This window comes from Enterobacter cloacae complex sp. 385G4, assembly GCF_057320665.1.
This window is the reverse complement of the sequence record NZ_JBXWDD010000004.1, coordinates 208,448-230,733: the sequence shown is the minus strand read 5'-3', so window position 1 is coordinate 230,733 and position 22,286 is coordinate 208,448. Positions and strand designations below refer to the sequence as shown.

Below are 22,286 nucleotides of genomic sequence, written 5' to 3'. Positions count from 1 at the left end.
TTTGCCCTCCGCTTTGCGGAGGGCCTGTTATCAGGCAGGACGCCTTGTTAAGCCGCCGGGGGACAGGACGTTCATCCAATAGTTGTCTTCGGGAGTGGGAAATGAAGCCTTTTTTGCGCTGGTGTTTCGTTGCGACAGCTTTAACGCTGGCAGGATGCAGCAACTCTGCCTGGCGTAAGAGCGAAGTCCTCGCAGTGCCATTGCAACCGACTTTGCAGCAGGAAGTGATTCTGGCACGCATGGAACAAATACTTGCCAGTCGGGCTTTAACCGATGACGAACGCGCACAGCTTTTATATGAGCGCGGAGTGTTGTATGATAGTCTCGGTCTGAGGGCATTAGCGCGAAATGATTTTTCACAAGCGCTGGCTATCCGACCTGATATGCCTGAAGTATTCAATTACTTAGGCATTTATTTAACGCAGGCAGGCAATTTTGACGCTGCCTATGAAGCGTTTGATTCTGTACTTGAGCTTGATCCAACTTACAACTACGCGCACTTGAATCGCGGTATCGCATTGTATTACGGCGGTCGTGATAAGTTAGCGCAAGATGATCTGCTGGCGTTTTATCAAGACGATCCTAATGATCCTTTCCGTAGCCTGTGGCTTTACATTGTTGAGCGGAAGCTCGATGAGAAGCAGGCAAAAGAAGCACTACAACAGCGCTTCGAGAAATCGGATAAGGAACAGTGGGGATGGAACATTGTCGAGTTCTACCTGGGCAACATTAGCGAAGCAACGCTGATGGAACGCCTCAAGGCGGACGCAACGGATAACACCTCGCTCGCTGAGCATCTCAGTGAAACCAACTTCTATTTAGGTAAGTACTACCTAAGTCTGGGGGATATGGACAGCGCTACGGCACTGTTCAAATTAGCGGTTGCTAACAACGTACATAACTTCGTTGAGCACCGTTATGCATTGTTGGAATTATCGCTCTTGGGCCAGGAGCAAGACGACCTGGCAGAATCGGACCAGCAATAGCTGACGACATAAACATCAGCCCGTAATCTTTTGATTGCCATCACCTTCACTGGTGAGGGCGTTGTTGTTCGTCAATACACCTACTTTGAGCCGGTTCACACTTTTCAATGAAAATTGCTAATCATTTTCACGATGAGCTAAGTAGACTGGCCGCCATTGACATTGAGGCACTCGTACTACATGGCTGAATTCGAAACCACTTTTGCAGATCTGGGCCTGAAGGCTCCTATCCTTGAAGCCCTTAACGATCTGGGTTACGAAAAACCATCTCCGATCCAGGCAGAATGTATCCCGCATCTGCTTTCAGGTCGTGACGTGCTGGGCATGGCCCAGACTGGTAGCGGTAAAACTGCAGCGTTCTCGCTGCCGCTGCTGAACAACATCGATCCGGACCTGCGTGCACCGCAGATCCTCGTCCTGGCTCCAACTCGTGAACTGGCTGTTCAGGTTGCTGAAGCAATGACGGAATTCTCTAAACATATGCGCGGCGTAAACGTGGTAGCCCTTTACGGCGGCCAGCGTTATGACGTGCAGTTACGCGCCCTGCGCCAGGGCCCACAGATTGTCGTCGGTACGCCGGGCCGTCTGCTGGATCACCTGAAGCGCGGTACTCTGGACCTCTCTAAACTGAGCGGCCTGGTACTGGATGAAGCAGATGAAATGCTGCGTATGGGCTTCATCGAAGACGTAGAAACCATCATGGCGCAGATCCCGGAAGGTCATCAGACCGCCCTGTTCTCTGCAACCATGCCAGAAGCGATCCGTCGCATTACCCGCCGCTTCATGAAAGAGCCGCAGGAAGTGCGTATTCAGTCCAGCGTGACCACTCGCCCGGACATCAGCCAGAGCTACTGGTCCGTGTACGGCATGCGCAAAAACGAAGCGCTGGTCCGTTTCCTGGAAGCGGAAGATTTTGATGCGGCGATTATCTTCGTGCGTACCAAAAATGCGACCCTGGAAGTGGCTGAAGCGCTGGAGCGTAACGGCTACAACAGCGCAGCGCTGAACGGCGACATGAACCAGGCCCTGCGTGAGCAGACTCTGGAGCGTCTGAAAGATGGTCGCCTGGATATCCTGATTGCAACCGACGTGGCAGCACGTGGTCTGGACGTTGAGCGTATCAGCCTGGTTGTAAACTACGACATCCCAATGGATTCTGAGTCTTACGTTCACCGTATCGGTCGTACCGGTCGTGCGGGTCGTGCGGGCCGTGCGCTGCTGTTCGTTGAGAACCGCGAGCGTCGTCTGCTGCGTAACATTGAACGCACCATGAAGCTGACCATTCCAGAAGCTGACCTGCCAAACGCAGATCTGCTGGGCAAACGCCGTCTGGAAAAATTCGCCGCGAAAGTACAGCAGCAGCTGGAAAGCAGCGATCTGGATCAGTACCGCGCGCTGCTGTCGCAGATCCAGCCTGTCGCTGAAGGCGAAGAGCTGGACATGGAAACTCTGGCTGCAGCACTGCTGAAAATGGCTCAGGGCGAACGTAGCCTGATCGTGCCACCAGATGCACCGATGCGTCCTAAGCGTGAGTTCCGTGACCGTGACGATCGTTTCGAACGTCGTGGCGACCGTAACGACCGTGGTCCACGCGGCGACCGTCCAGAGCGTGGTGGTGAAGACCGTCCACGTCGTGAGCGTCGTGACGCTGGCGACATGGAACTGTACCGCATTGAAGTGGGCCGTGATGATGGTGTTGAAGTTCGTCACATCGTTGGCGCGATTGCTAACGAAGGCGACATCAGCAGCCGTTACATTGGTAACATCAAGCTGTTCGCATCCCACTCTACCATCGAACTGCCAAAAGGCATGCCGGGCGAAGTACTGCAGCACTTTACTCGCACCCGCATCCTGAACAAGCCGATGAACATGCAGCTGCTGGGCGATGCACAGCCACGTCCTGACCGCGGTGGCGAACGTCGTGGCGGTGGTCGCGGTTTCGGCGGCGAGCGTCGTGAAGGCGGTCGCAGTGAAGGTCGCGGTGGTGAAGGTCGTCGTTTCTCCGGCGAGCGCCGCGAAAGCCGTGGCCCACGTCGTGAAGAAGGCACCAGCCGTCGTCGTTTTGGTGACGCGTAAGCCTTTCGCTTCTGACGTAAAGTAAAATATACAGCCCCGATACATGCTATCGGGGCTTTTTTTATTCCCTTTGTACTCTTGTACTGGTACAGTGCATCGCACTAAACTGCAGAACCGCATAATTAACTGGAGAAAAGGCTGTATGGCGACACTAACCACCACCCAAACGTCACCTTCGCTGCTTGGCGGCGTAGTGATCATCGGCGGAACCATTATAGGTGCCGGGATGTTTTCCCTGCCCGTGGTCATGTCCGGTGCGTGGTTCTTCTGGTCGCTGGCCGCGCTGGTGTTCACCTGGTTCTGCATGCTGCATTCCGGCCTGATGATCCTTGAAGCGAACCTGAACTACCGCATTGGCTCCAGCTTCGACACCATCACCAAAGATCTGCTGGGCAAAGGCTGGAACCTGGTGAACGGCCTTTCCATCGCATTTGTGCTCTACATCCTGACCTACGCGTACATCTCAGCAAGCGGCTCGATTCTGCATCACACCTTTTCGGAGATGTCGCTGAACGTTCCGGCGCGTCTGGCCGGGCTTTGCTTTGCGCTGGGCGTGGCGTTTATCGTCTGGATGAGCACCAAAGCGGTGAGCCGCATGACGGCGATTGTGCTGGGCGCGAAGGTCATCACCTTCTTCCTGACCTTCGGCAGCCTGCTGGGCCACGTTACGCCCGCCACGCTGTTTAACGTTGCGGAAGTTAATACCTCCTACACGCCGTATCTGCTAATGACCCTGCCGTTCTGTCTGGCGTCGTTCGGCTACCACGGCAACGTGCCGAGCCTGATGAAGTACTACGGCAAGGATCCGCGCACCATCGTGAAGTGCCTGGTCTACGGCACGCTGCTGGCGCTTGGGCTGTATGTGATTTGGCTGCTGGGGACAATGGGCAACATCCCGCGCCCGGAGTTTATCGGCATTGCGCAAAAGGGCGGTAACATTGACGTGCTGGTGCAGGCGCTGAGCGGCGTACTGAACAGCCGCAGTCTGGATCTGCTGCTGGTGGTCTTCTCCAACTTTGCGGTGGCGAGTTCATTCCTCGGTGTGACGCTGGGCCTGTTTGACTACCTGGCGGATCTGTTTGGCTTTGACGATTCTGCGATGGGGCGTTTCAAGACGGCGCTGCTGACCTTCCTGCCGCCGATTGTCGGCGGTCTGCTGTGGCCGAACGGTTTCCTGTACGCCATCGGCTATGCAGGGCTGGCGGCCACCATCTGGGCGGCGATTGTGCCGGCGCTGCTGGCACGTAAATCACGTAAACGCTTCGGCAGCCCGAAATTCCGCGTCTGGGGCGGTAAACCGATGATTGCGCTGATCCTGGTATTTGGGGTGGGTAACGCGCTGGTTCACGTGCTGTCGAGCTTTAACCTGTTGCCTGTGTACCAGTAAACACATTGCCCGGTGGCGCTACGCTTACCGGGCCTACAGGGATCGCGTAGGCCGGATAAGGCGAAGCCGCCATCCGGCAAAAAACTACCCCACCAATTCTTCTTTCACCTGCATCGCCAGGTCAAACGAATGCAAACGCGCCTGGTGATCGAAAATCTGGCCGTTGACCATAATTTCATCCGCCTGCGTTTCACGCAGCACTGCTTCCAGCCCGTGACGCACTTTTGCCTTATCACCCACCAGCGACATGCTCAACGCCTGCTGCACGCCATACTGCTCGGAGGCCGACCACAGCTGATGCATATTTTCCACCGGAGGCGGCAACTGGCCCGTCTCGCCGCGGCGCAGCTTCACAAACGCCTGCTGCATAGAGGTAAACAGGAATTCCGCGTCGCGATTGCTGTCAGCGGCAATGATGTTTATACACACCATCGCGTACGGCTTCTCCAGACGCGCGGACGGTTTGAAGTTCGTACGGTAGAGGTGCAGCGCCTGATGCAGCATATCCGGCGCGAAGTGGGAGGCGAACGCGAACGGCAGCCCCAGCTGCGCGGCGAGCTGCGCGCTATACAGGCTCGAGCCTAACAGCCACACCGGGATCTTCTCGCCATAGCCCGGCACCGGGCGCACGTGCGGGTTCGGATCGCGCGCGTCGAACCAGTCCACCAGTTCCGCCACGTCGCGCGGGAAGTTATCGATATCGCCGCTCATATGGCGGCGCAGGGCGCGCATGGTCGGCTGGTCGCTGCCCGGCGCGCGGCCAAGCCCCAGGTCAATACGGCCCGGATAGAGGGTATTCAGCGTCCCGAACTGCTCGGCTATCACCAGCGGGGCGTGGTTCGGCAGCATCACGCCACCGGAGCCAAGGTGCAAAGTGGTGGTATTCGCTGCCAGGTAGCCAATCAGCACCGATGTAGCGGCGCTGGCAATGCCGACCATGTTGTGATGTTCTGCCAGCCAGTAGCGGTGATAGCCACGCTTTTCGGCCAGCTGAGCCAGATCGAGAGAGTGCGTGAAGGCTTCTCTTGCCGAGGAGCCTTGTGGGATCGGCGCCAGATCCAGCACCGAAAACGGAAGGGTTTTGTCAGTCATAACAGCTCACTTTGTCGACGGTCAATCTTTAATACTGCATTAAAAAATGATAACCGTTGTTAACAAAGTGAGCCTTTTTTAGGCCTGAAGTTCCAGCCCGGCCAGACGTTTCCAGTAACCGTTGCAGTCGCTGTTTGCCGTCAGCGGCAGCGGCGACGCGCCGTTTTCGTTGGCGCGGAAGGCGTCCAGCATCGCGAAAACGCTGGTATCCAGCGGCGACAGGCGCACCATGTCCACCAGCCCGTCCATCGACGCCAGTTCGTTGCCGAGGTTATAGACGTAACCGCTCATGGTCTGAATGCCGTTCAGGACGAATACCTGCTGGTTCTCCTGCGACAGCATGCTGCGCCCGTTCGGGTACTTGATGCAGCAGGTTTCACATTCATCTTTCGGGCGGTCTTCCGATCGCGCGGTGAAGCAGCGGGCAGAGTAGGCCAGCGGCAGATGACCGTAGCTCAGCACTTCCACTTCGAACTGATGGCGAATGCCCAGTTCGTCGCACTGATTCAGCAGGTTTGCCAGCCAGTCACGGGAGAGCTCTACCGGCATGCACCAGCGGGTCATTCCCTGTTTGAGCAGCAGGCGCAGGGTGACGGCGTTATAGCAGTTCAGCGCATGGCCTGCGACAAACGGCAGCCTGCGTTCGGCGCACATGTTCACTACCCCCAGGTCGCTCGCCTCCAGCAGAAACTCACCGTTTTCGACGTAGCGCTTCAGCTCGCCCAGTTCGGACGAAGCCTGCACCAGCGCGAGCGTTGACAGCACCACCTGCTTGCCGCTCCCGGCCAGGCTTTTCGCCATCTCCAGCCAGTCGCCCACTTTGGTGGCGCGGCGTTTGCTGCACACTGCCTCACCGAGGTAAATCACATCGGCGCTGCTGGTGGCGGCCTGTTGATAAAAATCTTCCAGCGTCTCTTTTGGCCAGTAGTAGAGCACCGGCCCTAATGAATATTTCATGGTTATCTCACTGCCATTTACGGTGATACGCGCCCAGCGTGGTTTGCGTGCCTTCGGACATCGATCCGAGCGTCTCCATCCACGCCGCCTGTGGGGTGTAGTTCTGCGGGTCCGCCATGCAGCGGTCGATGGCCTGACGCCACACTTTCGCCACCTGGCTCACATAGGCCGGACTGCGCTGGCGACCTTCAATTTTCACCGAGGCAATATTGGCGGCCAGTAGCTCCGGCAGCAGCTCCAGCGTATTAAGGCTGGTGGGCTCTTCCAGCGCGTGGTAGCGCTCGCCGTCGACCAGGTAGCGGCCTTTGCACAGTGTCGGATAACCCGCGTTTTCACCGTCCTGATAGCGGTCGATCAGAACTTCATTCAGACGCGACTCCAGCCCCTGTGGGGTCTGCTGCCAGCGGACGAAGCGGGCAGGGGAGCAGGCCCCGACGGTATTCGGCGATTCACCGGTTAAGTAAGAAGAAAGATAGCAACGGCCTTCGGCCATGATGCACAGACTACCAAAGGCAAAAACCTCCAGCGGCACTGGCGTGACGCGCGCGAGTTGCTTAACCTGATGAATAGAGAGTACGCGCGGCAGCACCACGCGGGCGACGTCAAAGTGTTGATGGTAAAAACGCACCGCCTCTTCGTTGGTGGCAGATGCCTGAACAGAGACGTGGCGCTCAATATGCGGATAGCGTTCTGCTGCATACTCAAGCATGGCGAGGTCGGCCAGGATTAACGCATCGGCGCCCAGCTGTGCTGCCATATCCACCGCGCGCTGCCAGCGGGCGTAACCGTCAGGATGGGCAAACGTGTTGATGGCAATATGCAGCTTGCGGCGGTGCTGATGAACGAAGTTAACGGCTTCCTGAAGCTTTTTCTCCGTAAAGTTAAGGCCAGCAAAATGGCGGGCGTTGGTGTCATCTTTCAGCCCGATATAGACCGCATCGGCCCCATTCTCGATGGCCGCCTTAAGCGCCGGAAGGTTTCCGGCAGGGCAGAGCAGCTCCATAAATTATCCTGATGTAGTCGATAGCAAAATTGTTAACGAGCTGGGATTTTAATTAACCCATACGCGACAATTTTTGATTTAAGGCAGCTAATGGCGTATTGATGGCACCAATAATGGGGTACGTCCGACGATGGTTTGTTGATTTACGCCGCTATGTTCTGGAACGGATGTGGCAAAATAGCGGGACTATAGCTATCAGGGAGTAAAGCTCGTGCTGGATAAACTGCGTTCACGTCTCGTACAATTTGGCCCATCAATGCTGAGCGTGCCGGTCAGGCTGGCGCCGTTCGCGCTTAAACGTCAGGTGCTGGAGCAGGTCCTGAGCTGGCAGTTCCGCCAGGCGCTGCAGGATGGCGAGCTGGAATTCCTGGAAGGCCGCTGGTTGAGCATTGAGGTGCGTGACATCGGGCTGCGCTGGTTTACCTCCGTAGAGAACGACCAGCTGATCGTTCGTGAGTCTGCCGAGGCGGACGTGAGCTTTAGCGCCAACGCCAGCGACCTGCTGATGATTGCCGCGCGTAAGCAGGACCCGGACACACTTTTCTTCCAGCGCCGTCTGGTGATTGAGGGCGACACGGAGCTTGGCCTGTACGTTAAGAATTTAATGGATGCCATTGAGCTGGAGCAGATGCCGAAAGCGCTGCGCGTGATGTTGATGCAAATGGCAGATTTTGTTGAGGCGGGGCTGAAATCCCCGCCGGACAGTAAACACACTTCAGTAGGTGAGCCATGCTGATTCGAGTCGAAATAGGGATTGATGCACCGGGTATCGATGCGTTATTACGCCGCTCTTTTGAGAGCGATGCGGAAGCCCAACTGGTCCACGATCTCCGTGAAGACGGCCTGATCACGCTGGGGCTGGTTGCCACCGATGACGAAGGTCAGGTTGTCGGCTATGTTGCCTTCAGCCCGGTGATCGTTCAGGGTGAAGATCTTCAGTGGGTGGGCATGGCACCGCTGGCGGTAGATGAAAACTACCGCGGGCAGGGCCTGGCGCGCCAGCTGGTCTATGAAGGGCTGGACTCGCTGAATGAGTTTGGTTATGCCGCCGTGGTCACGCTGGGCGATCCGGCGTTCTATGGCCGTTTAGGCTTCGAGCAGGCCGCGCATTACGATCTTCGCTGCCGCTGGCCGGGTACCGAATCCGCCTTCCAGGTGCATCGCCTGGCGGATGATGCCCTGAACGGCGTAAATGGTCTGGTGGACTACCACGACCATTTTAATCGCTTTTAATCAGGCTCTCGCGTAGCGCCTCAAAGGAGCCGTCTCCGGTCACGAGGCGCTCCTTCTGGCGCTTCGTTAGTTGCTTAATACGGTACTCCAGCCTGAGTGCCAGCGATCTGTCCCCCACGGCGGCAGAAAAAGCCAGTTGCAGTTCGCCTTTCCCCCGCAGCGCTTTTGCCCCTTTCCCCGTTTGATGTTGTAAAAAACGCCGCGCCACATCGGTGGTGATCCCGGTGTAGAGTGCGTTATCAGCGGTTCGGACAAGATAGAGAAACCAGCACACGGTAAACAGATTCAGTATGTTAAGGTGAACGCACCATAGCATGAGAGAGAACGAAAATGGAAACACTGGCCGCCATTAACCGCTGGCTGGCAAAGCAGCACGTCGTGACCTGGTGCGTATATAGCGAGGGCGAAATGTGGTGCGCCAACGCCTTTTACTACTACGATCCTGAACGCGTCGCTTTTTACGTCATGAGTGAGGACAAAACGCGGCATGCCCAGATGACCGGCCAGCAGGCAAAAGTGGCGGGCACGGTCAACGGTCAGCCGAAAACGGTCGCGCTGATCCGCGGCGTGCAGTTCAAGGGTGAGATTCGTCGTCTGGAAGGTGAAGAAAGCGACGCACAGCGTAAACGCTACACGCGCCGCTTCCCGGTTGCTGCTGCGCTAAAAGCCCCGGTGTGGGAAATCCGCGTTGATGAGCTGAAATTTACCGACAACACCCTGGGCTTTGGCAAAAAGCTTCACTGGCTACGCGCCGAGCAGGCGTAGCGCTTCGCGGTTAAACGCCGGGAGATCGTCCGGGGTCCGGCTGGTGATCAGCTGGTCGTTATCGTTGACCACCTCCTGATCGTAAAACTCGGCCCCTGCGTTTTTCAGATCGATAACGATCGGTTTCACCGCCGTAAGCTTACGCCCGCGGACCACTTCAGCGCTGATCAGCAGCTGCGGGCCGTGGCAGATGGCAAAGACCGGCTTGCCGGTGCCGACGAAGTCACGGGTAAAGGTGACGAAACGCTCGTCCCCGCGCAGGGAATCCGGTGAATGGCCGCCCGGTAACAGCAGGGCGTCGAAATCTGACGGGCTGACGTTATCGATGGACTCGTCGATGGTCACGCTGGCTTCGCCCTTGTGGCCCTTCACGGTTTTACCCGCTTCTTTCTCAATGGTGATGACCTCGTGGCCTGCCTTGCGGAATGCCTCAGCTGGCGACGTAAATTCTGAATCTTCAAACTCGTCGGTAATCAAGACTGCGATTTTTTTACCCATGCTTCCTCCGTTGTTTTCGCTTCAGACTGTTTTTTTCCCGTTTGTGGTAAATACTTACCGGTAACAGACTTTTAAGTGTGGTAGAGCAGGTCCAGATCGCAAACGGACAATTCTGTAAAGGGGATAAGATGAGTCAGGTACTGATTACCGGCGCAACCGGGCTGGTGGGGGGACATCTGCTGCGGTTGCTGATCCAGGACCGGCATATCAACTATATTGCCGCCCCGACGCGCCGCCCGCTGTTGGATATCACTGGCGTCTATAACCCGCACGATCCCCAGCTCACCGACGCGCTGGCGCAGGTGCAGGATCCTATAGATATCGCCTTTTGCTGCCTGGGCACGACGCGGCGTGAGGCGGGCAGTAAAGAAGCGTTCATCCATGCGGACTACACGCTGGTGGTGGATACCGCCCTGACGGCGAAAAAGCTGGGGGCAAAACATTTCCTGGTGGTGAGCTCGCACGGCGCCAGCACCGGCTCACCGTTTTTTTACAATCAGGTGAAGGGCAAAATGGAAGAGGCGCTGATTGCGCAGAAGTGGGAGCGCCTGACAATCGTGCGGCCTTCCATGCTGATGGGCCACCGCGACGAACGGCGTTTTAACGAATCCTTCTTCGCCCCGCTGTTTCGCATCCTGCCGGGTAACTGGAAGTCCATCGAGGCACGGGACGTCGCGCAGGCGATGCTGAAAGAGGCGCTGGCACCGTCGCAGGAGGGCGTCAATATCATCCCTTCGGCAAAACTTCGTGAAATCGCGCAGGGCGAGGCGTAAACTTCTCCGGCTTATTAAATAACACTCTCCGGGGAATGGTATGACTGGTCAGTCTTCATCTCAGGCGGCAACACCTGTCCAATGGTGGAAGCCCGCACTCTTCTTTCTCGTGGTCATCATTGGCCTCTGGTATGTGAAATGGCAGCCGTACTACGGCAAAGCCTTCACCGCCGCCGAAACGCACAGCATCGGTAAATCTATACTCGCTCAGGCTGATGCCAGCCCGCTGAAGGCGGCATGGGATTACGCCATGGTCTACTTCCTGGCGGTGTGGAAAGCTGCCGTCTTAGGGGTAATCCTGGGATCGCTGATTCAGGTACTTATTCCGCGAAACTGGCTGGTGAAAACACTCGGGCAGCCGCGCTTTCAGGGCACGCTGCTGGGGACGATTTTCTCTCTGCCGGGCATGATGTGCTCCTGCTGTGCCGCACCGGTAGCGGCGGGTATGCGCCGCCAGCGCGTATCCATGGGCGGTGCGCTGGCATTCTGGATGGGGAACCCGCTGCTCAACCCGGCGACGCTGGTGTTTATGGGCTTTGTGCTCGGCTGGCATTTTGCCGCTATCCGTCTGGTTGCCGGGCTGCTGACGGTGCTGGTGGTGGCGACGCTGGTACAAAAACTGGTGAAGGATACTGCCGTCGAACCCGCAGCCGTTGAACTGGACGTCAGCGAACCGCAGGGCGGTTTCTTCACTCGCTGGGGTAAGGCGTTGTGGCAGCTTTTCTGGAGCACCATTCCGGTCTATATCCTGGCGGTATTGGTTCTGGGCGCGGCGCGCGTCTGGCTATTCCCGCATGCGGATGGCACGATCGACAACACGCTGATGTGGGTGATTGCGATGGCCGTTGCAGGCTGCCTGTTTGTGATCCCCACGGCGGCAGAAATTCCGATTGTCCAGACCATGATGCTGGCCGGTATGGGTACCGCACCGGCGCTGGCGCTGCTTATCACCTTGCCGGCAATCAGCCTGCCGTCGCTCATCATGCTGCGTAAGTCTTTCCCGGCGAAAGCGCTGTGGCTGACGGCGGGGCTGGTGGCGTTGAGCGGAGTGATGGTGGGGAGTATTGCGTTGATGTAAAAAAAGCCCGGTGGCGCTCGCGCCTACCGGGCCTTTAGTCAGACGTGGATTACTTAATGTAGGTAAACGCGGTGGTGACATGCTTCACGCCGCTCACCCGGCTGGCGATATCGGCCGCCGCTTTCCCTTCACGATCGGTCACCAGACCCAGCAGGAACACTTCACCGTTTTCGGTCGTTACCTTCACGTTTGAGGATTTCACCTGGTCTGAACCCAGCAGCTGGGAGCGGACTTTGGTGGTGATCCAGGTGTCAGACGACGCGGTGCCCAGGCTGATTGGCTGACCCTGGCGGATTTCATTGAAGACTTCCGTGGTGCCCTCAACGCCCATTGCGATCTGCTTCGCGCGGCTGGAGAGTTCGGTATTCGGTGCCTGACCCGTCAGCAGGACTTTGCCCTGATAAGCCGTCACGTTGATACGCGCTTCTTTCTTGATTTGTTCGTCTTTCGACAGCGCACTGTTGACCCGCAGCTCCAGCGTACCGTCATCCACCTGCGTTCCCACTGAGCGCGGATCGGTCGCCGCTTTGGTGCCTACTGCGGCAGTACCCACAACGGCCGCAGCGATACATCCCTGAAGCAGTAATGCAGACATAAGGACTGCGAGGGTCGATAAAGCCTTCATAAAAACTCCTTAATCATCCTGGTGAGGGAAAAGCGTGTTATCGATCAAATCGCATAAGCAGTTCACCGTGAGCATATGCATCTCCTGGATACGTGCGCTACGGTGAGACGGAATGCGGATTTCCACATCCTGCGGCCCGAGCAGACCCGCCAGCTCACCGCCGTCATAGCCGGTTAAGGCGACGATGGTCATGTCGCGGGTAACGGCGGCTTCAACGGCTTTGACGATGTCCCGGCTGTTGCCGCGCGTGGAGATCGCCAGCAGCACATCGCCGGCATGCCCCAGGGCGCGCACCTGCTTTGCGTAAATTTCGTCATGCAGACGATCGTTAGCAATCGCTGTTAAGACCACATTATCGGTATTAAGTGCAATGGCAGGTAAACTCGGGCGTTCGGTTTCAAAACGGTTAATCATGCTGGCAGCAAAATGCTGTGCGTTGGCGGCTGAGGTTCCGTTGCCACAACAGAGGATTTTGTTGCCGTTAAGCAGGGATTGCACCAGCGTCATTGCAGCGCGAGAGATCGCGTCCGGAAGGGCTTCCGCCGCGGCAATCTGAGTCTGGATGCTTTCTGTGAAGCACACTTTAATTCTTTCGAGCACGTTATCCCTTTTAAATCTTAATTATGCGTCTTCGCCAAAAGCGTTTTTAAGCCATTCGATCTCATTTCCGGTGAAGGCTATCACATCGAAACGGCAATCCACAGTATCAAAGCTCCCATTATGGCGGGCAAGCCACAAGTGGGCAGTCTGTAATAATTTATGTTGTTTGGCGAGCGTCACGCTGGCGGCAGCACCGCCAAAACGGGAAGACTGTCGAAAGCGGACTTCTACAAACACAATCACCTGACCGTCTTTCATGATCAGATCAATTTCGCCGCCGCGCCCGCGGACGTTGGCGGCGATAAAGCGCAGTCCTTTGCCTTCGAGCCAGCGACGCGCTTTTAACTCCCATGCATCGCCGGTCTCTTTACGGCTTAACTGGCCGGGACGATTTGCCCCTGCTGGTATTTGAGCCATGATAACTTCCTGTTAATCACACAGTCCTGAGTGGCGGTCAGATCGCCGGTGTTGCCGTTAAGCTCAAAGCCCGGCACCTGACGCATCTGGGTAAAGTGGTTTGCCAGCGCCCACGCATCAACACCCATCGCATACAGACGCGCCAGAGAGTAGTCGTTACGTACGGAGCTTAGCGCCTGCTGCATCAGCGCCGGGTTGCTGCCCGCCAGCATCGGGATTTCGCTGTACTGCAGGCCGTCCATTTCCAGACGGAAATCCGGGCCTGCGGTGCCCTGTGCGCTGCGGGAGCTGGCGTAGAGCGTTGCGCCGCTCTGGCTGCCGTTACGCATCGCGATCATCGGCTTGATAAAGGCGATCTCCTGCGGCGTGGCAACGATATAGGCCGCATCCACTTTACCACCACCGCTTATCTGCGCGTCGGTTGGCGGGGCAGGGATGGTCAGGCCGCCAATGGTCACGCTCTGCTGCTGCGGCAGGCTGGCGGAAACCGGACTGCCGTTAAGCGCGATACCCGCTCCACCGTTAACGCCCGCACGCAGTTCAGAGACGGAACCGAATTTCTGCTGCAGCACGATGCCGCCGCCCAGCTTCTGCCACTCGTCGGCAAAAGCATTAGCCACGCGATCGCCCAGCGTACTGCGCGGGATCAGCAGCAGCGGGGCCTGTTTACCCTGCTCGTGGATATGACGTGCCGCATCGCGGGCTTCATCTTCCGGAGAGAGTGCGAAGTAGCAAATATTGGCCCGGTTCTGAACCTGTTCCGGCTGGTTGAGCGCCAGTACGTTCAACGTGGTATTGCTCTTCATCAGCTCTTCCACGTTGTTTTTCAGCAGCGGGCCGACAACGATGCTTGCCCCGTCCTGCTGAACCTGCGCCAGCACCTGGTCAAGCGGCTTCGAACTGGTGTCGTAGATTTTCAGCTCAGCGCCAGGGTTCGCGCTGGCGGTCGCCACGGCCTGCGGCTGAGCGGCAGGTTGTGATGCTGGTTGTGCCGGCTGCTGTTGAGGCTGTTCTGCCGTTGCCTCTGGTGCAGGCGTCGCTTGTGCCTCAGCCGGAGCCTGTGCTGCTGGTGCTGCCGTCGCTGGAGGGGTAGTCGGTGCGGTAACCGGATTTTGCATTGTACCCTGCGCCGGGGTTTGTGCGGTGGTCAGGTCACTGGTCTCGGCGGCAGAGGGACTGACAACGTCGTTCACGTTGGCCGCCTGCGCTGCCTGCACCGGAACCGCACTGCCCGTTACCGGCGTGGTGCCGTTTTTCGCCGCTTCAAAGCCCTGTTGAATCGTACGGCCAAACACTGCCGCCTGGCCATTCAGCGGCAGAAGCAGCGCAATTTTGCTTGTCGACGCAGGCTTAAAGTTCTGCACATTCACCAGTTGGGTTGGCAGCATTTTTGCGCCCGGGTTCTGCGGGTAACGGGTCTGCCAGTCGGTAATACCGGCTTTCAGCATTTTTGGATCGCTGCGGTTGTTAAACCACATCTGCTGCAGATCAAGCCAGCCCTGAAGCACGTTTTCGTCCGCGTTAATGACCAGCGCCTTTGCCTGATCCTGGGTCATCGAGGCAAGCGCCTGCCAGGTGGCATCAATATTTTTCTGCTTGTCGGCACCGGCGAGCAGCGGCTCCTGGGCAATCAAGGCACGCAGGAGCGTCAGGGAAGGGCGTCCCTGCTCAGCGGTAATGCCCGCCTGCCAGAAGCGCGCCTGCTGGTTTTTATCCAGCGCGCTCAGGTCGATGCCCCCCAGGATCTTTTTCGCGCCATCAAAATCTTTCTGCGCGACCTTCAGCTCAGCAGAGAGCAGGCTCTGCTCAAGTTGCTGAGTATCGTTAAGCTCTTTCGGCAGTTGGCCGAACAGCTCGGCAGCCTGCTGGGTTTTGCCCTCTTTCAGCAGTGCACGAATGGCGAGTAATTGCCAGTTGATCCTGGTATCATTTGTACTCTGCGACATTTGTTGCAGATAAAAGCCAGAATCAGCCTGAGCGGAGCCCTGAAGATGGGCGGTGCTCTGGTCAGGTGCCTGGGTGCCACAGCCTGCAAAAATCAGGGCTGCGAGCAGCAGCGGCACGCTGCGCGTGGCTTTTTTTCGAAGAAACGTTAACGGTACCATACTGTATCCAGTGATTTTTTTACGCAATGCTCAATATTAAATCGGCAATACGGACGAAACAATGAAACAACACGAAACGGCAGATAATTCTCAAGGCCAGCTTTATATTGTACCTACTCCTATCGGGAATTTGTCTGATATTACCCAACGTGCGCTGAACGTATTGCAAGCTGTTGATTTAATTGCCGCTGAAGACACCCGACACACCGGTTTACTGCTGCAACATTTCGCGATTAACGCCCGTTTGTTTGCCCTGCACGATCACAATGAGCAACAAAAAGCCGAAACGCTGGTGGCGAAGCTCAAAGAGGGGCAGAACATCGCGCTGGTCTCTGACGCCGGGACGCCGCTGATTAACGATCCTGGCTACCATCTGGTGCGCACCTGTCGCGAAGCCGGGATTCGCGTTGTGCCACTGCCGGGGCCGTGCGCCGCGATTGCTGCATTGAGCGCCGCAGGTTTGCCGTCTGACCGTTTCTGCTATGAAGGCTTCCTCCCTGCCAAATCCAAAGGCCGTCGCGATGTATTAAAGGAACTGGAAGCCGAGCCGCGTACCCTGATCTTCTACGAATCCACACACCGCCTGCTGGAGAGCCTGGAAGATATGGTGACCGTCTGGGGAGAAGGCCGCTACGTGGTGCTGGCGCGTGAGCTGACCAAAACCTGGGAAACCATTCACGGCGCGCCAGTCGGTGAACTGCTGGCGTGGGTGAAGGAAGACGAAAACCGCCGCAAAGGCGAAATGGTGCTGATTGTCGAAGGGCATAGGGCGGAAGAGGATGCCCTGCCTGCTGATGCGCTGCGCACGCTGGCCTTGCTGCAGGCCGAACTGCCGCTGAAGAAAGCGGCGGCATTAGCAGCAGAGATTCACGGCGTGAAGAAAAATGCGCTGTATAAGTATGCGCTGGAGCAGCAGGGGGAGTAAGCCAGATGAGCCGCTATCAGCCTCCTTTCACCATCACACCCTTTATCCTCAATCAGGTGGTTGAGATTGGTGAGCTATTAGGACATTGGGCGGCACATTCAGGTCGAACTTCTCCGCTACTCCGTAAAGAGAACCGTATTCGAACCATTCAGGCCTCGCTAGCCATTGAACATAACTCGCTGACGACAGGGCAGGTGACGGCAATCATGGATGGCAAACGCGTACTTGCTCCTGAAAAAGATATTCAGGAAGTACGCAACGCTATCCTGGCATATGAGAAATTGCCCGAATGGAAGCCCTGGAAGCTCAACGACTTACTCAGTGCACACCGATTATTGATGAAGGGTCTGGTCGATCATCCCGGAACGCTCAGAAATGGGGACGTAGGGGTGTACCGTGGAAACCAGTTAGTCCACATGGCTCCGCCAGCCTCACAGATGAACCGTCTTATCGACGATCTTCTTGCCTGGCTTAAGCAAACCGATCTTCACCCGCTGATTGTCAGCTCGGTATTTCATTACGAGTTTGAGTTTATTCATCCCTTTTCGGATGGAAATGGCCGCATGGGGCGGCTGTGGCAAACGTTGATCTTAAGCCAGTGGCGCGCCGAACTTGCATGGCTGCCCGTTGAGACGCTCATTCACTTCCAGCAAGCGCGCTATTACCAGATTTTAGGGCAATGCGATCGGGCCAGTGATTGCACGGCATTCGTGGAATTTATGCTGCAAAATATGACCGAAGCTTTGCGGGAAGGCATAGGTATGTCGTCCGTCATGTCGGAAAAAATGTCGGAAGAACTGTCGGAAAAGGAAAAGTCCATCCTTGAGCTTCTTACCGTTCAGCCGCAAATGACTGCGGTAATGTTGGCCTCTGCACTGGGCGTGGCTTCCCGCACTGCGGAACGTTATCTCCATTCTTTGCAAACAAAAGGTAAATTAAAACGCCTGGGGGCAAGGAAAGGGGGAAGCTGGCAGGTCATGACTTAACCTGCCAGATGAAAAGGTTTTATTTACCAGGCATCGCCTCAAACACCAGCGTTTCCAGCGGCTGCAGCGTAATCACCACCGCGTTTTTGTACTCCTCCGGTACGGTTGAATTACTGCCGTACACCGCTCTCAGACGAAATTGCGCCGCGTTTCCTGTCGGGATTTCGAAATCTTTCGCCAAATCCAGGAAGTAGCTTTGCGGCTTATCCGACGGGTTACGCAAGCCGAGAATCGCTTTGTCCTTGCTCCAGGATGCCCAGCCGTAAATCTGCAGTGCTGTTGGATCACCACCAATCCAGTGCGTATCCACCAGCACGCTGGCGTTATCCCGCGACCACTTCGCCGCCTGCGCCAGGGTATCCCACTTCGCCTTGTTCAGCATTGAAGGGGTGATATACAGCTCCTGCAGCTGCGTGCCGGTCGCGAAGTAGCTCCAGACCTGATCGGCAAAATCGCTGTCCGTTTGTACTTTTTCCAGCCCGTAATAGGCATTTTCTGCGCTGACGATCCCGTGGTACATCAGCGAGTTCAGCGGGAACAGCGGGCCTTTGCGCACAATGGAGCGGTACGTTTCCGCATCGCGGTAGGTCATCCACTGCTGAACCGGCGTGCCGGGGCCGTACAGGTTGATGTCATCGCCCTGGCGCCAGATAGAATCGGCGTAGAACAGCCAGGACGGGCTGGCGTTGGTACCTGTCGTCAGGTTGATAAACAGATTCGGGTTGGCGCTGCGCATGTTATGCAGCAGGGCGATAGAGGCGTCAAAATCCGAGGCATACGGGCTGCCCTGGATATGCGCGTTGGCATTCCCCATCCCGTCCAGCTTGAATGAGGTAATGTGTTCATTTTTGATAAGATTAACGATCTGCTCATTGAAGTTCTTAAAGTAGTTCGGCCCTGACAGCGCCAGCTTCCCGTCGACGGTTTCGAACCCATACTCGTTTGCATGCGAGACGCGAACGTCGCGCGGCTTGTTGTAGCCTCCCCACGGTGAGAGCCACAGTCCGACCGAGCTGTGCAGGCTGTCGGCTTTTTCCCGAACCTTGCCAAAACCGTTGCTGAATGCCGGGCCAAACAGCCAGCGACCGGTAAGGTCGTCCCAGCCGTCGTCCAGCAGGAAGGCGTCCAGCGCCACGCCGCGTCCGGTAATAAACTCCTTATTCCACTCGTCCATCCGCCCCAGTACATCCTGTTCGGTGTACGGATTGAAAAAGCCGATATCCATCCAGCTGTTGTAGTGCAGATAAGGCTTGTATGGTCGCGGACGTACGGCATCAATAAACTGGTTCACGCTGCGTCGTAGCTGGCTGATTTCCGGGAAGGTGCCGAACCAGGTGGTAAAGCTGACCGGCGACTCTGGCTGGATCGGCGTTTTCAGCTCGACGTTGAGGTTGGTGGTCGCTTCATAGGCGTAAGTGTTAACGATGGGTTTGTCCGGCAGAATAAAGAATGAGTCCGCAACGATCGGCGAGCTGTTGATCGCCCCGTCAACATAGGGTGCCTGAGACTGCTTTTTGGTCGGGAAGAAGGTAATTTTCGCCACGTCTCGCGGCTGGCCCACGGCGGCAACGGTGTAGTCGATACTGGCGTATTTCCCCTTCACCAGGTTCAGCTTCACCGTTACGTTAAAGTCCGGATGGGTAAAGTCGATGACAATGGCGTTGTCCTGCTTTTCGACGTGCTTGATGGTGAAATCCGCGGTGTGGATTTTTGTCTCATCCGGCAGCGTCAGAAAGAACAGCTCCTGCGGCGTGAGCGGATGGTTAGCCTTGCTGTCCTTAACCACGACCGTTGCGTTTGCGTCATCAAACGAGAGGGCAATATTGTCGTTATTGAGCGCGTAGTTCGCGGCCAGAGCGCCATGAGAAACAGAGAGAGCCAGCAGCGAGAGAGTGAGCACTTTTTTCATCAGTTAAGATCCTAATCAGTAATGCTTCAGCATTCGGTTGATGGATTGCTCCAGCCAGTAGCGCTGGGTGCCGAAGTTAATCCGCAGGTAGTTTTCGCCGTTTTGCACGTAGTGGCTGCCGTCTTCAATCACGACACCGGCCTGTTGGGCGAAATGTTGGGTCAACTCTGTGGCGCTGCGCTCGTCGGCGCTTACGTCTATCCAGGCCAGATACGACGATTCGGGGTTCATCATCTTCCACGCCGGAAAATGGGTCTGAATAGCGTCCGCAAGGTAGCGGGCGTTGCCATGCAGATACTCGTTCAGCGCGTCGAGCCACGGCAGGCCGTGCTGGTAGGCCAGGATAATTCCCCAAACGCCGAACATATTGGGTGAGGTAATCGAGTTCTTCTCAAGCTGCTGGCGGAAGCGCTGGCGCAGCGAATCGTCCGGGAGCATCGAATAAGACGTTTTTAGCCCGCCCAGATTGAAGGCTTTATTTGGCGACGTCAGCACGATCAGGTTGTCCAGCGCGGCACAGCCAGAGGTCAGACAGCTGACGAATGTGCCGTCCAGAATGTGCTCGGCGTGAACCTCATCGACTACCAGAATCGTGCCGTAGCGTTTACAGAGCTCGGACACCTGGCGTATCTCATCCGCGCGCCAGATCCTGCCCGAAGGGTTATGCGGCGAGCAGAAGAACCACAGTTTTGGACGGTGGGTTTTGAGCTGATCTTCTATCAGATTAAAATCCAGCTGATAGCGGTTTTCCTTCACGCACAGCGGGTTAGCAAGCACCCGCACGCCCTGGCGCTGTGCCGCCATCGCAAACGGGTCGTAGACCGGTGTGTTCATCATCACGCTATCGCCAGGCGTACAGAACGCCTGGACCGTGTAATGCAGCGTGGAGACGGTGCCGTAGGTCAGGGTGATCCACGACTTCTCCACCTCAACCTGATGACGCGTGCGCTGGAAGGCCATCACCGCGTCGTAAAATTCGTCGAAGCACCAGGTATAGCCAAAGGTGCCGTGCTCCACGATGCGCTGGAAGCCTTCAATCACGGCCGGTGGCGAGGTGAAATCCATATCTGCGATCCACAGCGGGATAAACCCCTCCGGGACATCACCAAAGCGCGAGCGGACAAACGCATGGTCCCATTTGCGGCACTTATCGCTTTTACGCTCGATGATTTTGTCGAAATCAAACACAACAACCCCCTGTTAGATTAAGGCTTCAATGCCGGTTTTGACGCTCTGCACCTGCGGGCCGATGATCACCTGAACGCTGTGGGCATCCAGCACTACCACTGACAGGGCGCCAGCCGCTTTCAGCGCCTGCTGATCGATAAGGCCCATCTCTTTCACCACCAGACGCAAGCGGGTGATGCAGTTATCGAGCGACTCGATGTTCTCTTTGCCACCGAGTGCGCGCAGGATAATCCCATGATCGTATTTCGATTTTCCGCGCGCGCGGGTGTTGGCTTCGACGGCCTGCTGCGCACCCTGCGCGTCCACTTCACGTCCCGGCGTCTTGATATCGTGTTTGAGGATGTACCAGCGAAAGACGAAGAAGTAGATAGCAAACCAGGCAATGCCCACCGGGAACAGCAGGTACCATTTGGTCGACATCCCCTGCATGACGCCGAAGATCAGCAGATCCAAAATCCCGCCGTCGGTGTTGCCGATGGTTACCCCCAGCAGGGCCATCACCATCAGCGCCAGGCCCGACATCACGATATGGAAGACGTAAAGCGCGGGGGCGATAAACAGGAACAGGAACTCAATCGGCTCTGAAATACCGGTGACGACGGAAACCAGCACGCCGGAAAGCAACAGCCCCTTAATCACCGGGCGGTTTTCCGGGCGCGCGGTGCGGTAGATGGCGTACGCCACGGCAGGTAAGCCAAAGATAAAGGTCGGCATAAAGCCTTGTGACAGAAACGCGGTCACGTGCGGGCTAAACGGCAGTCCGGCTTTCAGCTCGGCGTAGAAGATATTCAGCGCGCCGGCCACTTCGTGACCGTTGACCATTTCAATGCCGCCTGCCGGCGTGAAGCGCACCATCGCCAGCAGAATATGGTGCAGACCAAAGGGTTTAAGCAGCAGCACGCCTACACCGTACAGGAACGGTCCGAAAACGCTGGTGCTCTGAATGATATGGCCAATTCCGGCAATCCCCAGCGCCACGTATTCCCACAGCAGGGGAATAAACAGCCCGACCAGTGAAAGGGTGAGGGCGGTGATAATCGGCACAAAACGGATGCCGCTAAAGAAGGCAAAGGCGTCGTGGAGAACCGTGTCCTGAAAACGCTCGTGCAGGAAATAGGTAATCACCCCAACTACAATGCCGCCCAGCACGCCCATCTCCAGGGTCTGTATCCCCAGCACGATAGATTGACCTACCTGTCTCATGGTGGCGGCGTCGGCAAGCTGGTGGGTGGCAGTCAGGTAGTAGTTAATGCTCATGTTCATCAGCATGTAGCCAACGAACCCGGCAAAAGCGCCTACGGCCTTGTTGCGTTTGGCAAGACCCATCGGGATCGCCATGGCAAACATCAGCGGCAGATAGGTAAAGGCGAAGCCGCCCACCATGGCGATAAAGCCAAAGGTCAGCTGCGTTAACTCACCGCCCAGAAAGGGAAAACTTTTAATAGTGGAAGGGCTGGTGACGGAGCTACCGATACCCAGCAGCAACCCCATGAAGGCCAGCAGAGAGACCGGGAACATAAACGTCTTTCCCAGGCTTTGGAAAAATTCCCACGCTTTCGATTTAAACGACTTTTCCTGTGTCATGTAGGGACTCCTCGGATTTTTAGGATAATCGAAGGCGCTGTCCGGCTTAAGGACGCGCCTTCATATTTGCGAGGCTTATAGTTATTTTTTAGGTATTGA

Annotated in this window: 23 protein-coding genes; 11 read left to right on the top strand and 12 right to left on the bottom strand. The window is 56.6% G+C overall.

Annotation, left to right across the window (positions count from 1 at the left end; translation table 11 throughout):
- The first annotated feature begins 101 nt into the window (after positions 1-101).
- From nlpI to mtr, 4 genes are all read left to right on the top strand, one after another.
- A complete protein-coding gene (nlpI, locus tag AC2FAJ_RS13960) occupies positions 102-986 on the top strand; it encodes a lipoprotein NlpI (RefSeq protein ID WP_028014546.1) in 885 nt (294 codons plus the stop codon).
- A gap of 107 nt (positions 987-1,093) precedes the next feature.
- A complete protein-coding gene (yrbN, locus tag AC2FAJ_RS13955; RefSeq protein WP_100122156.1) occupies positions 1,094-1,174 on the top strand; it encodes a protein YrbN in 81 nt (26 codons plus the stop codon).
- Entirely contained in the window at positions 1,167-3,062 is a 1,896-nt protein-coding gene (locus tag AC2FAJ_RS13950) for a DEAD/DEAH family ATP-dependent RNA helicase (protein ID WP_041907893.1), read from the top strand. Before yrbN ends, AC2FAJ_RS13950 begins: the two co-directional genes overlap by 8 nt.
- A 142-nt stretch (positions 3,063-3,204) precedes the next feature.
- A complete protein-coding gene (gene mtr / locus AC2FAJ_RS13945) occupies positions 3,205-4,449 on the top strand; it encodes a tryptophan permease (protein WP_028014544.1) in 1,245 nt (414 codons plus the stop codon).
- 84 nt (positions 4,450-4,533) lie between these two features.
- Here the strand turns inward: mtr and AC2FAJ_RS13940 are convergent, their stop codons facing one another.
- The 3 genes from AC2FAJ_RS13940 to ubiU form a co-directional block, all read right to left on the bottom strand.
- A complete protein-coding gene (locus AC2FAJ_RS13940) occupies positions 4,534-5,541 on the bottom strand; it encodes a luciferase-like monooxygenase (protein WP_163332883.1) in 1,008 nt (335 codons plus the stop codon).
- Between the two features lie 78 nt (positions 5,542-5,619).
- Entirely contained in the window at positions 5,620-6,498 is an 879-nt protein-coding gene (locus tag AC2FAJ_RS13935) for a U32 family peptidase (protein ID WP_028014542.1), read from the bottom strand.
- A 7-nt stretch (positions 6,499-6,505) separates the two neighbouring features.
- The gene (gene ubiU / locus AC2FAJ_RS13930; protein WP_060572041.1) at positions 6,506-7,501 is read right to left on the bottom strand and encodes a ubiquinone anaerobic biosynthesis protein UbiU; all 996 of its coding nucleotides are present in this window, start codon (positions 7,499-7,501) and stop codon (positions 6,506-6,508) included.
- Between the two features lie 211 nt (positions 7,502-7,712).
- Between ubiU and ubiT the strand changes: the two genes are divergently transcribed.
- Together ubiT and AC2FAJ_RS13920 are read left to right on the top strand one after the other, a co-directional pair.
- Positions 7,713-8,237 (top strand): ubiquinone anaerobic biosynthesis accessory factor UbiT, encoded by a 525-nt coding sequence (gene ubiT, locus AC2FAJ_RS13925; protein ID WP_028014541.1) that lies wholly within the window; start codon positions 7,713-7,715, stop codon positions 8,235-8,237.
- Entirely contained in the window at positions 8,231-8,734 is a 504-nt protein-coding gene (locus tag AC2FAJ_RS13920) for a GNAT family N-acetyltransferase (protein WP_041907900.1), read from the top strand. Before ubiT ends, AC2FAJ_RS13920 begins: the two co-directional genes overlap by 7 nt.
- Here AC2FAJ_RS13920 and AC2FAJ_RS13915 read toward each other — a convergent pair.
- Positions 8,721-9,050, bottom strand: coding sequence for a GIY-YIG nuclease family protein (locus AC2FAJ_RS13915; protein WP_045260079.1), 330 nt, complete (start codon positions 9,048-9,050; stop codon positions 8,721-8,723). The genes AC2FAJ_RS13920 and AC2FAJ_RS13915 overlap by 14 nt on opposite strands.
- 14 nt (positions 9,051-9,064) lie before the next feature.
- Here AC2FAJ_RS13915 and AC2FAJ_RS13910 point away from each other — a divergent pair, with 14 nt between their 5' ends.
- The gene (locus AC2FAJ_RS13910; protein ID WP_047364709.1) at positions 9,065-9,499 is read left to right on the top strand and encodes a YhbP family protein; all 435 of its coding nucleotides are present in this window, start codon (positions 9,065-9,067) and stop codon (positions 9,497-9,499) included.
- On the opposite strand, the gene AC2FAJ_RS13905 is transcribed toward AC2FAJ_RS13910, so the two are convergent.
- A complete protein-coding gene (locus AC2FAJ_RS13905; protein ID WP_028014537.1) occupies positions 9,479-9,997 on the bottom strand; it encodes a type 1 glutamine amidotransferase domain-containing protein in 519 nt (172 codons plus the stop codon). The two genes, AC2FAJ_RS13910 and AC2FAJ_RS13905, sit on opposite strands and share 21 nt — an antisense overlap.
- A 128-nt stretch (positions 9,998-10,125) precedes the next feature.
- Between AC2FAJ_RS13905 and AC2FAJ_RS13900 the strand changes: the two genes are divergently transcribed.
- Both AC2FAJ_RS13900 and AC2FAJ_RS13895 read left to right on the top strand, forming a co-directional pair.
- Positions 10,126-10,770 carry an NAD(P)H-binding protein gene (locus tag AC2FAJ_RS13900; protein WP_041907904.1) on the top strand — a complete coding sequence of 215 codons (645 nt, stop codon included), beginning with the start codon at positions 10,126-10,128 and terminating at the stop codon, positions 10,768-10,770.
- A gap of 40 nt (positions 10,771-10,810) precedes the next feature.
- Positions 10,811-11,848 carry a permease gene (locus AC2FAJ_RS13895; protein ID WP_041907906.1) on the top strand — a complete coding sequence of 346 codons (1,038 nt, stop codon included), beginning with the start codon at positions 10,811-10,813 and terminating at the stop codon, positions 11,846-11,848.
- 49 nt (positions 11,849-11,897) lie between these two features.
- Here the strand turns inward: AC2FAJ_RS13895 and dolP are convergent, their stop codons facing one another.
- Genes dolP through AC2FAJ_RS13875 form a run of 4 tightly spaced genes read right to left on the bottom strand, consistent with a single transcriptional unit; the run spans position 11,898 to position 15,595 of the window.
- Entirely contained in the window at positions 11,898-12,473 is a 576-nt protein-coding gene (gene dolP, locus AC2FAJ_RS13890) for a division/outer membrane stress-associated lipid-binding lipoprotein (protein ID WP_028014534.1), read from the bottom strand.
- Positions 12,474-12,482: 9 nt separating this feature from the next.
- On the bottom strand, positions 12,483-13,073 hold the full coding sequence (gene diaA / locus AC2FAJ_RS13885) for a DnaA initiator-associating protein DiaA (RefSeq protein ID WP_003861754.1): 591 nt from the start codon (positions 13,071-13,073) through the stop codon (positions 12,483-12,485).
- Between the two features lie 21 nt (positions 13,074-13,094).
- The gene (locus tag AC2FAJ_RS13880) at positions 13,095-13,490 is read right to left on the bottom strand and encodes a YraN family protein (RefSeq protein ID WP_028014533.1); all 396 of its coding nucleotides are present in this window, start codon (positions 13,488-13,490) and stop codon (positions 13,095-13,097) included.
- Positions 13,448-15,595 (bottom strand): penicillin-binding protein activator, encoded by a 2,148-nt coding sequence (locus AC2FAJ_RS13875; RefSeq protein ID WP_047364707.1) that lies wholly within the window; start codon positions 15,593-15,595, stop codon positions 13,448-13,450. The genes AC2FAJ_RS13880 and AC2FAJ_RS13875 overlap by 43 nt, the downstream gene beginning before the upstream one ends.
- Before the next feature lie 61 nt (positions 15,596-15,656).
- Between AC2FAJ_RS13875 and rsmI the strand changes: the two genes are divergently transcribed.
- A complete protein-coding gene (gene rsmI / locus AC2FAJ_RS13870; protein WP_041907909.1) occupies positions 15,657-16,520 on the top strand; it encodes a 16S rRNA (cytidine(1402)-2'-O)-methyltransferase in 864 nt (287 codons plus the stop codon).
- Positions 16,521-16,525: 5 nt separating this feature from the next.
- Positions 16,526-17,506, top strand: a complete 981-nt coding sequence (locus tag AC2FAJ_RS13865; RefSeq protein ID WP_163332887.1) for a Fic family protein — start codon at positions 16,526-16,528, stop codon at positions 17,504-17,506.
- A 19-nt stretch (positions 17,507-17,525) separates the two neighbouring features.
- Here AC2FAJ_RS13865 and AC2FAJ_RS13860 read toward each other — a convergent pair whose 3' ends face one another.
- Genes AC2FAJ_RS13860 through malX form a run of 3 tightly spaced genes read right to left on the bottom strand, consistent with a single transcriptional unit; the run spans position 17,526 to position 22,187 of the window.
- Positions 17,526-19,415, bottom strand: a complete 1,890-nt coding sequence (locus tag AC2FAJ_RS13860) for an alpha-galactosidase (protein ID WP_485454250.1) — start codon at positions 19,413-19,415, stop codon at positions 17,526-17,528.
- Positions 19,416-19,430: 15 nt separating this feature from the next.
- A complete protein-coding gene (locus AC2FAJ_RS13855) occupies positions 19,431-20,603 on the bottom strand; it encodes a MalY/PatB family protein (RefSeq protein WP_485454249.1) in 1,173 nt (390 codons plus the stop codon).
- 12 nt (positions 20,604-20,615) lie between these two features.
- Entirely contained in the window at positions 20,616-22,187 is a 1,572-nt protein-coding gene (gene malX / locus AC2FAJ_RS13850) for a maltose/glucose-specific PTS transporter subunit IIBC (RefSeq protein ID WP_045630716.1), read from the bottom strand.
- Positions 22,188-22,286 lie beyond the last annotated feature (99 nt).

Bases quoted from the DNA above. Each gene is read 5' to 3' on its own strand.
- nlpI (WP_028014546.1), top strand. From the start codon at position 102: ATGAAGCCTTTTTTGCGCTGGTGTTTCGTTGCGACAGCTTTAACGCTG.
- yrbN (WP_100122156.1), top strand. From the start codon at position 1,094: ATGAAAATTGCTAATCATTTTCACGATGAGCTAAGTAGACTGGCCGCC.
- AC2FAJ_RS13950 (WP_041907893.1), top strand. From the start codon at position 1,167: ATGGCTGAATTCGAAACCACTTTTGCAGATCTGGGCCTGAAGGCTCCT.
- mtr (WP_028014544.1), top strand. From the start codon at position 3,205: ATGGCGACACTAACCACCACCCAAACGTCACCTTCGCTGCTTGGCGGC.
- AC2FAJ_RS13940 (WP_163332883.1), bottom strand. From the start codon at position 5,541: ATGACTGACAAAACCCTTCCGTTTTCGGTGCTGGATCTGGCGCCGATC.
- AC2FAJ_RS13935 (WP_028014542.1), bottom strand. From the start codon at position 6,498: ATGAAATATTCATTAGGGCCGGTGCTCTACTACTGGCCAAAAGAGACG.
- ubiU (WP_060572041.1), bottom strand. From the start codon at position 7,501: ATGGAGCTGCTCTGCCCTGCCGGAAACCTTCCGGCGCTTAAGGCGGCC.
- AC2FAJ_RS13920 (WP_041907900.1), top strand. From the start codon at position 8,231: ATGCTGATTCGAGTCGAAATAGGGATTGATGCACCGGGTATCGATGCG.
- AC2FAJ_RS13915 (WP_045260079.1), bottom strand. From the start codon at position 9,050: ATGCTATGGTGCGTTCACCTTAACATACTGAATCTGTTTACCGTGTGC.
- AC2FAJ_RS13910 (WP_047364709.1), top strand. From the start codon at position 9,065: ATGGAAACACTGGCCGCCATTAACCGCTGGCTGGCAAAGCAGCACGTC.
- AC2FAJ_RS13905 (WP_028014537.1), bottom strand. From the start codon at position 9,997: ATGGGTAAAAAAATCGCAGTCTTGATTACCGACGAGTTTGAAGATTCA.
- AC2FAJ_RS13900 (WP_041907904.1), top strand. From the start codon at position 10,126: ATGAGTCAGGTACTGATTACCGGCGCAACCGGGCTGGTGGGGGGACAT.
- AC2FAJ_RS13895 (WP_041907906.1), top strand. From the start codon at position 10,811: ATGACTGGTCAGTCTTCATCTCAGGCGGCAACACCTGTCCAATGGTGG.
- dolP (WP_028014534.1), bottom strand. From the start codon at position 12,473: ATGAAGGCTTTATCGACCCTCGCAGTCCTTATGTCTGCATTACTGCTT.
- AC2FAJ_RS13880 (WP_028014533.1), bottom strand. From the start codon at position 13,490: ATGGCTCAAATACCAGCAGGGGCAAATCGTCCCGGCCAGTTAAGCCGT.
- AC2FAJ_RS13875 (WP_047364707.1), bottom strand. From the start codon at position 15,595: ATGGTACCGTTAACGTTTCTTCGAAAAAAAGCCACGCGCAGCGTGCCG.
- rsmI (WP_041907909.1), top strand. From the start codon at position 15,657: ATGAAACAACACGAAACGGCAGATAATTCTCAAGGCCAGCTTTATATT.
- AC2FAJ_RS13865 (WP_163332887.1), top strand. From the start codon at position 16,526: ATGAGCCGCTATCAGCCTCCTTTCACCATCACACCCTTTATCCTCAAT.
- AC2FAJ_RS13860 (WP_485454250.1), bottom strand. From the start codon at position 19,415: ATGAAAAAAGTGCTCACTCTCTCGCTGCTGGCTCTCTCTGTTTCTCAT.
- malX (WP_045630716.1), bottom strand. From the start codon at position 22,187: ATGACACAGGAAAAGTCGTTTAAATCGAAAGCGTGGGAATTTTTCCAA.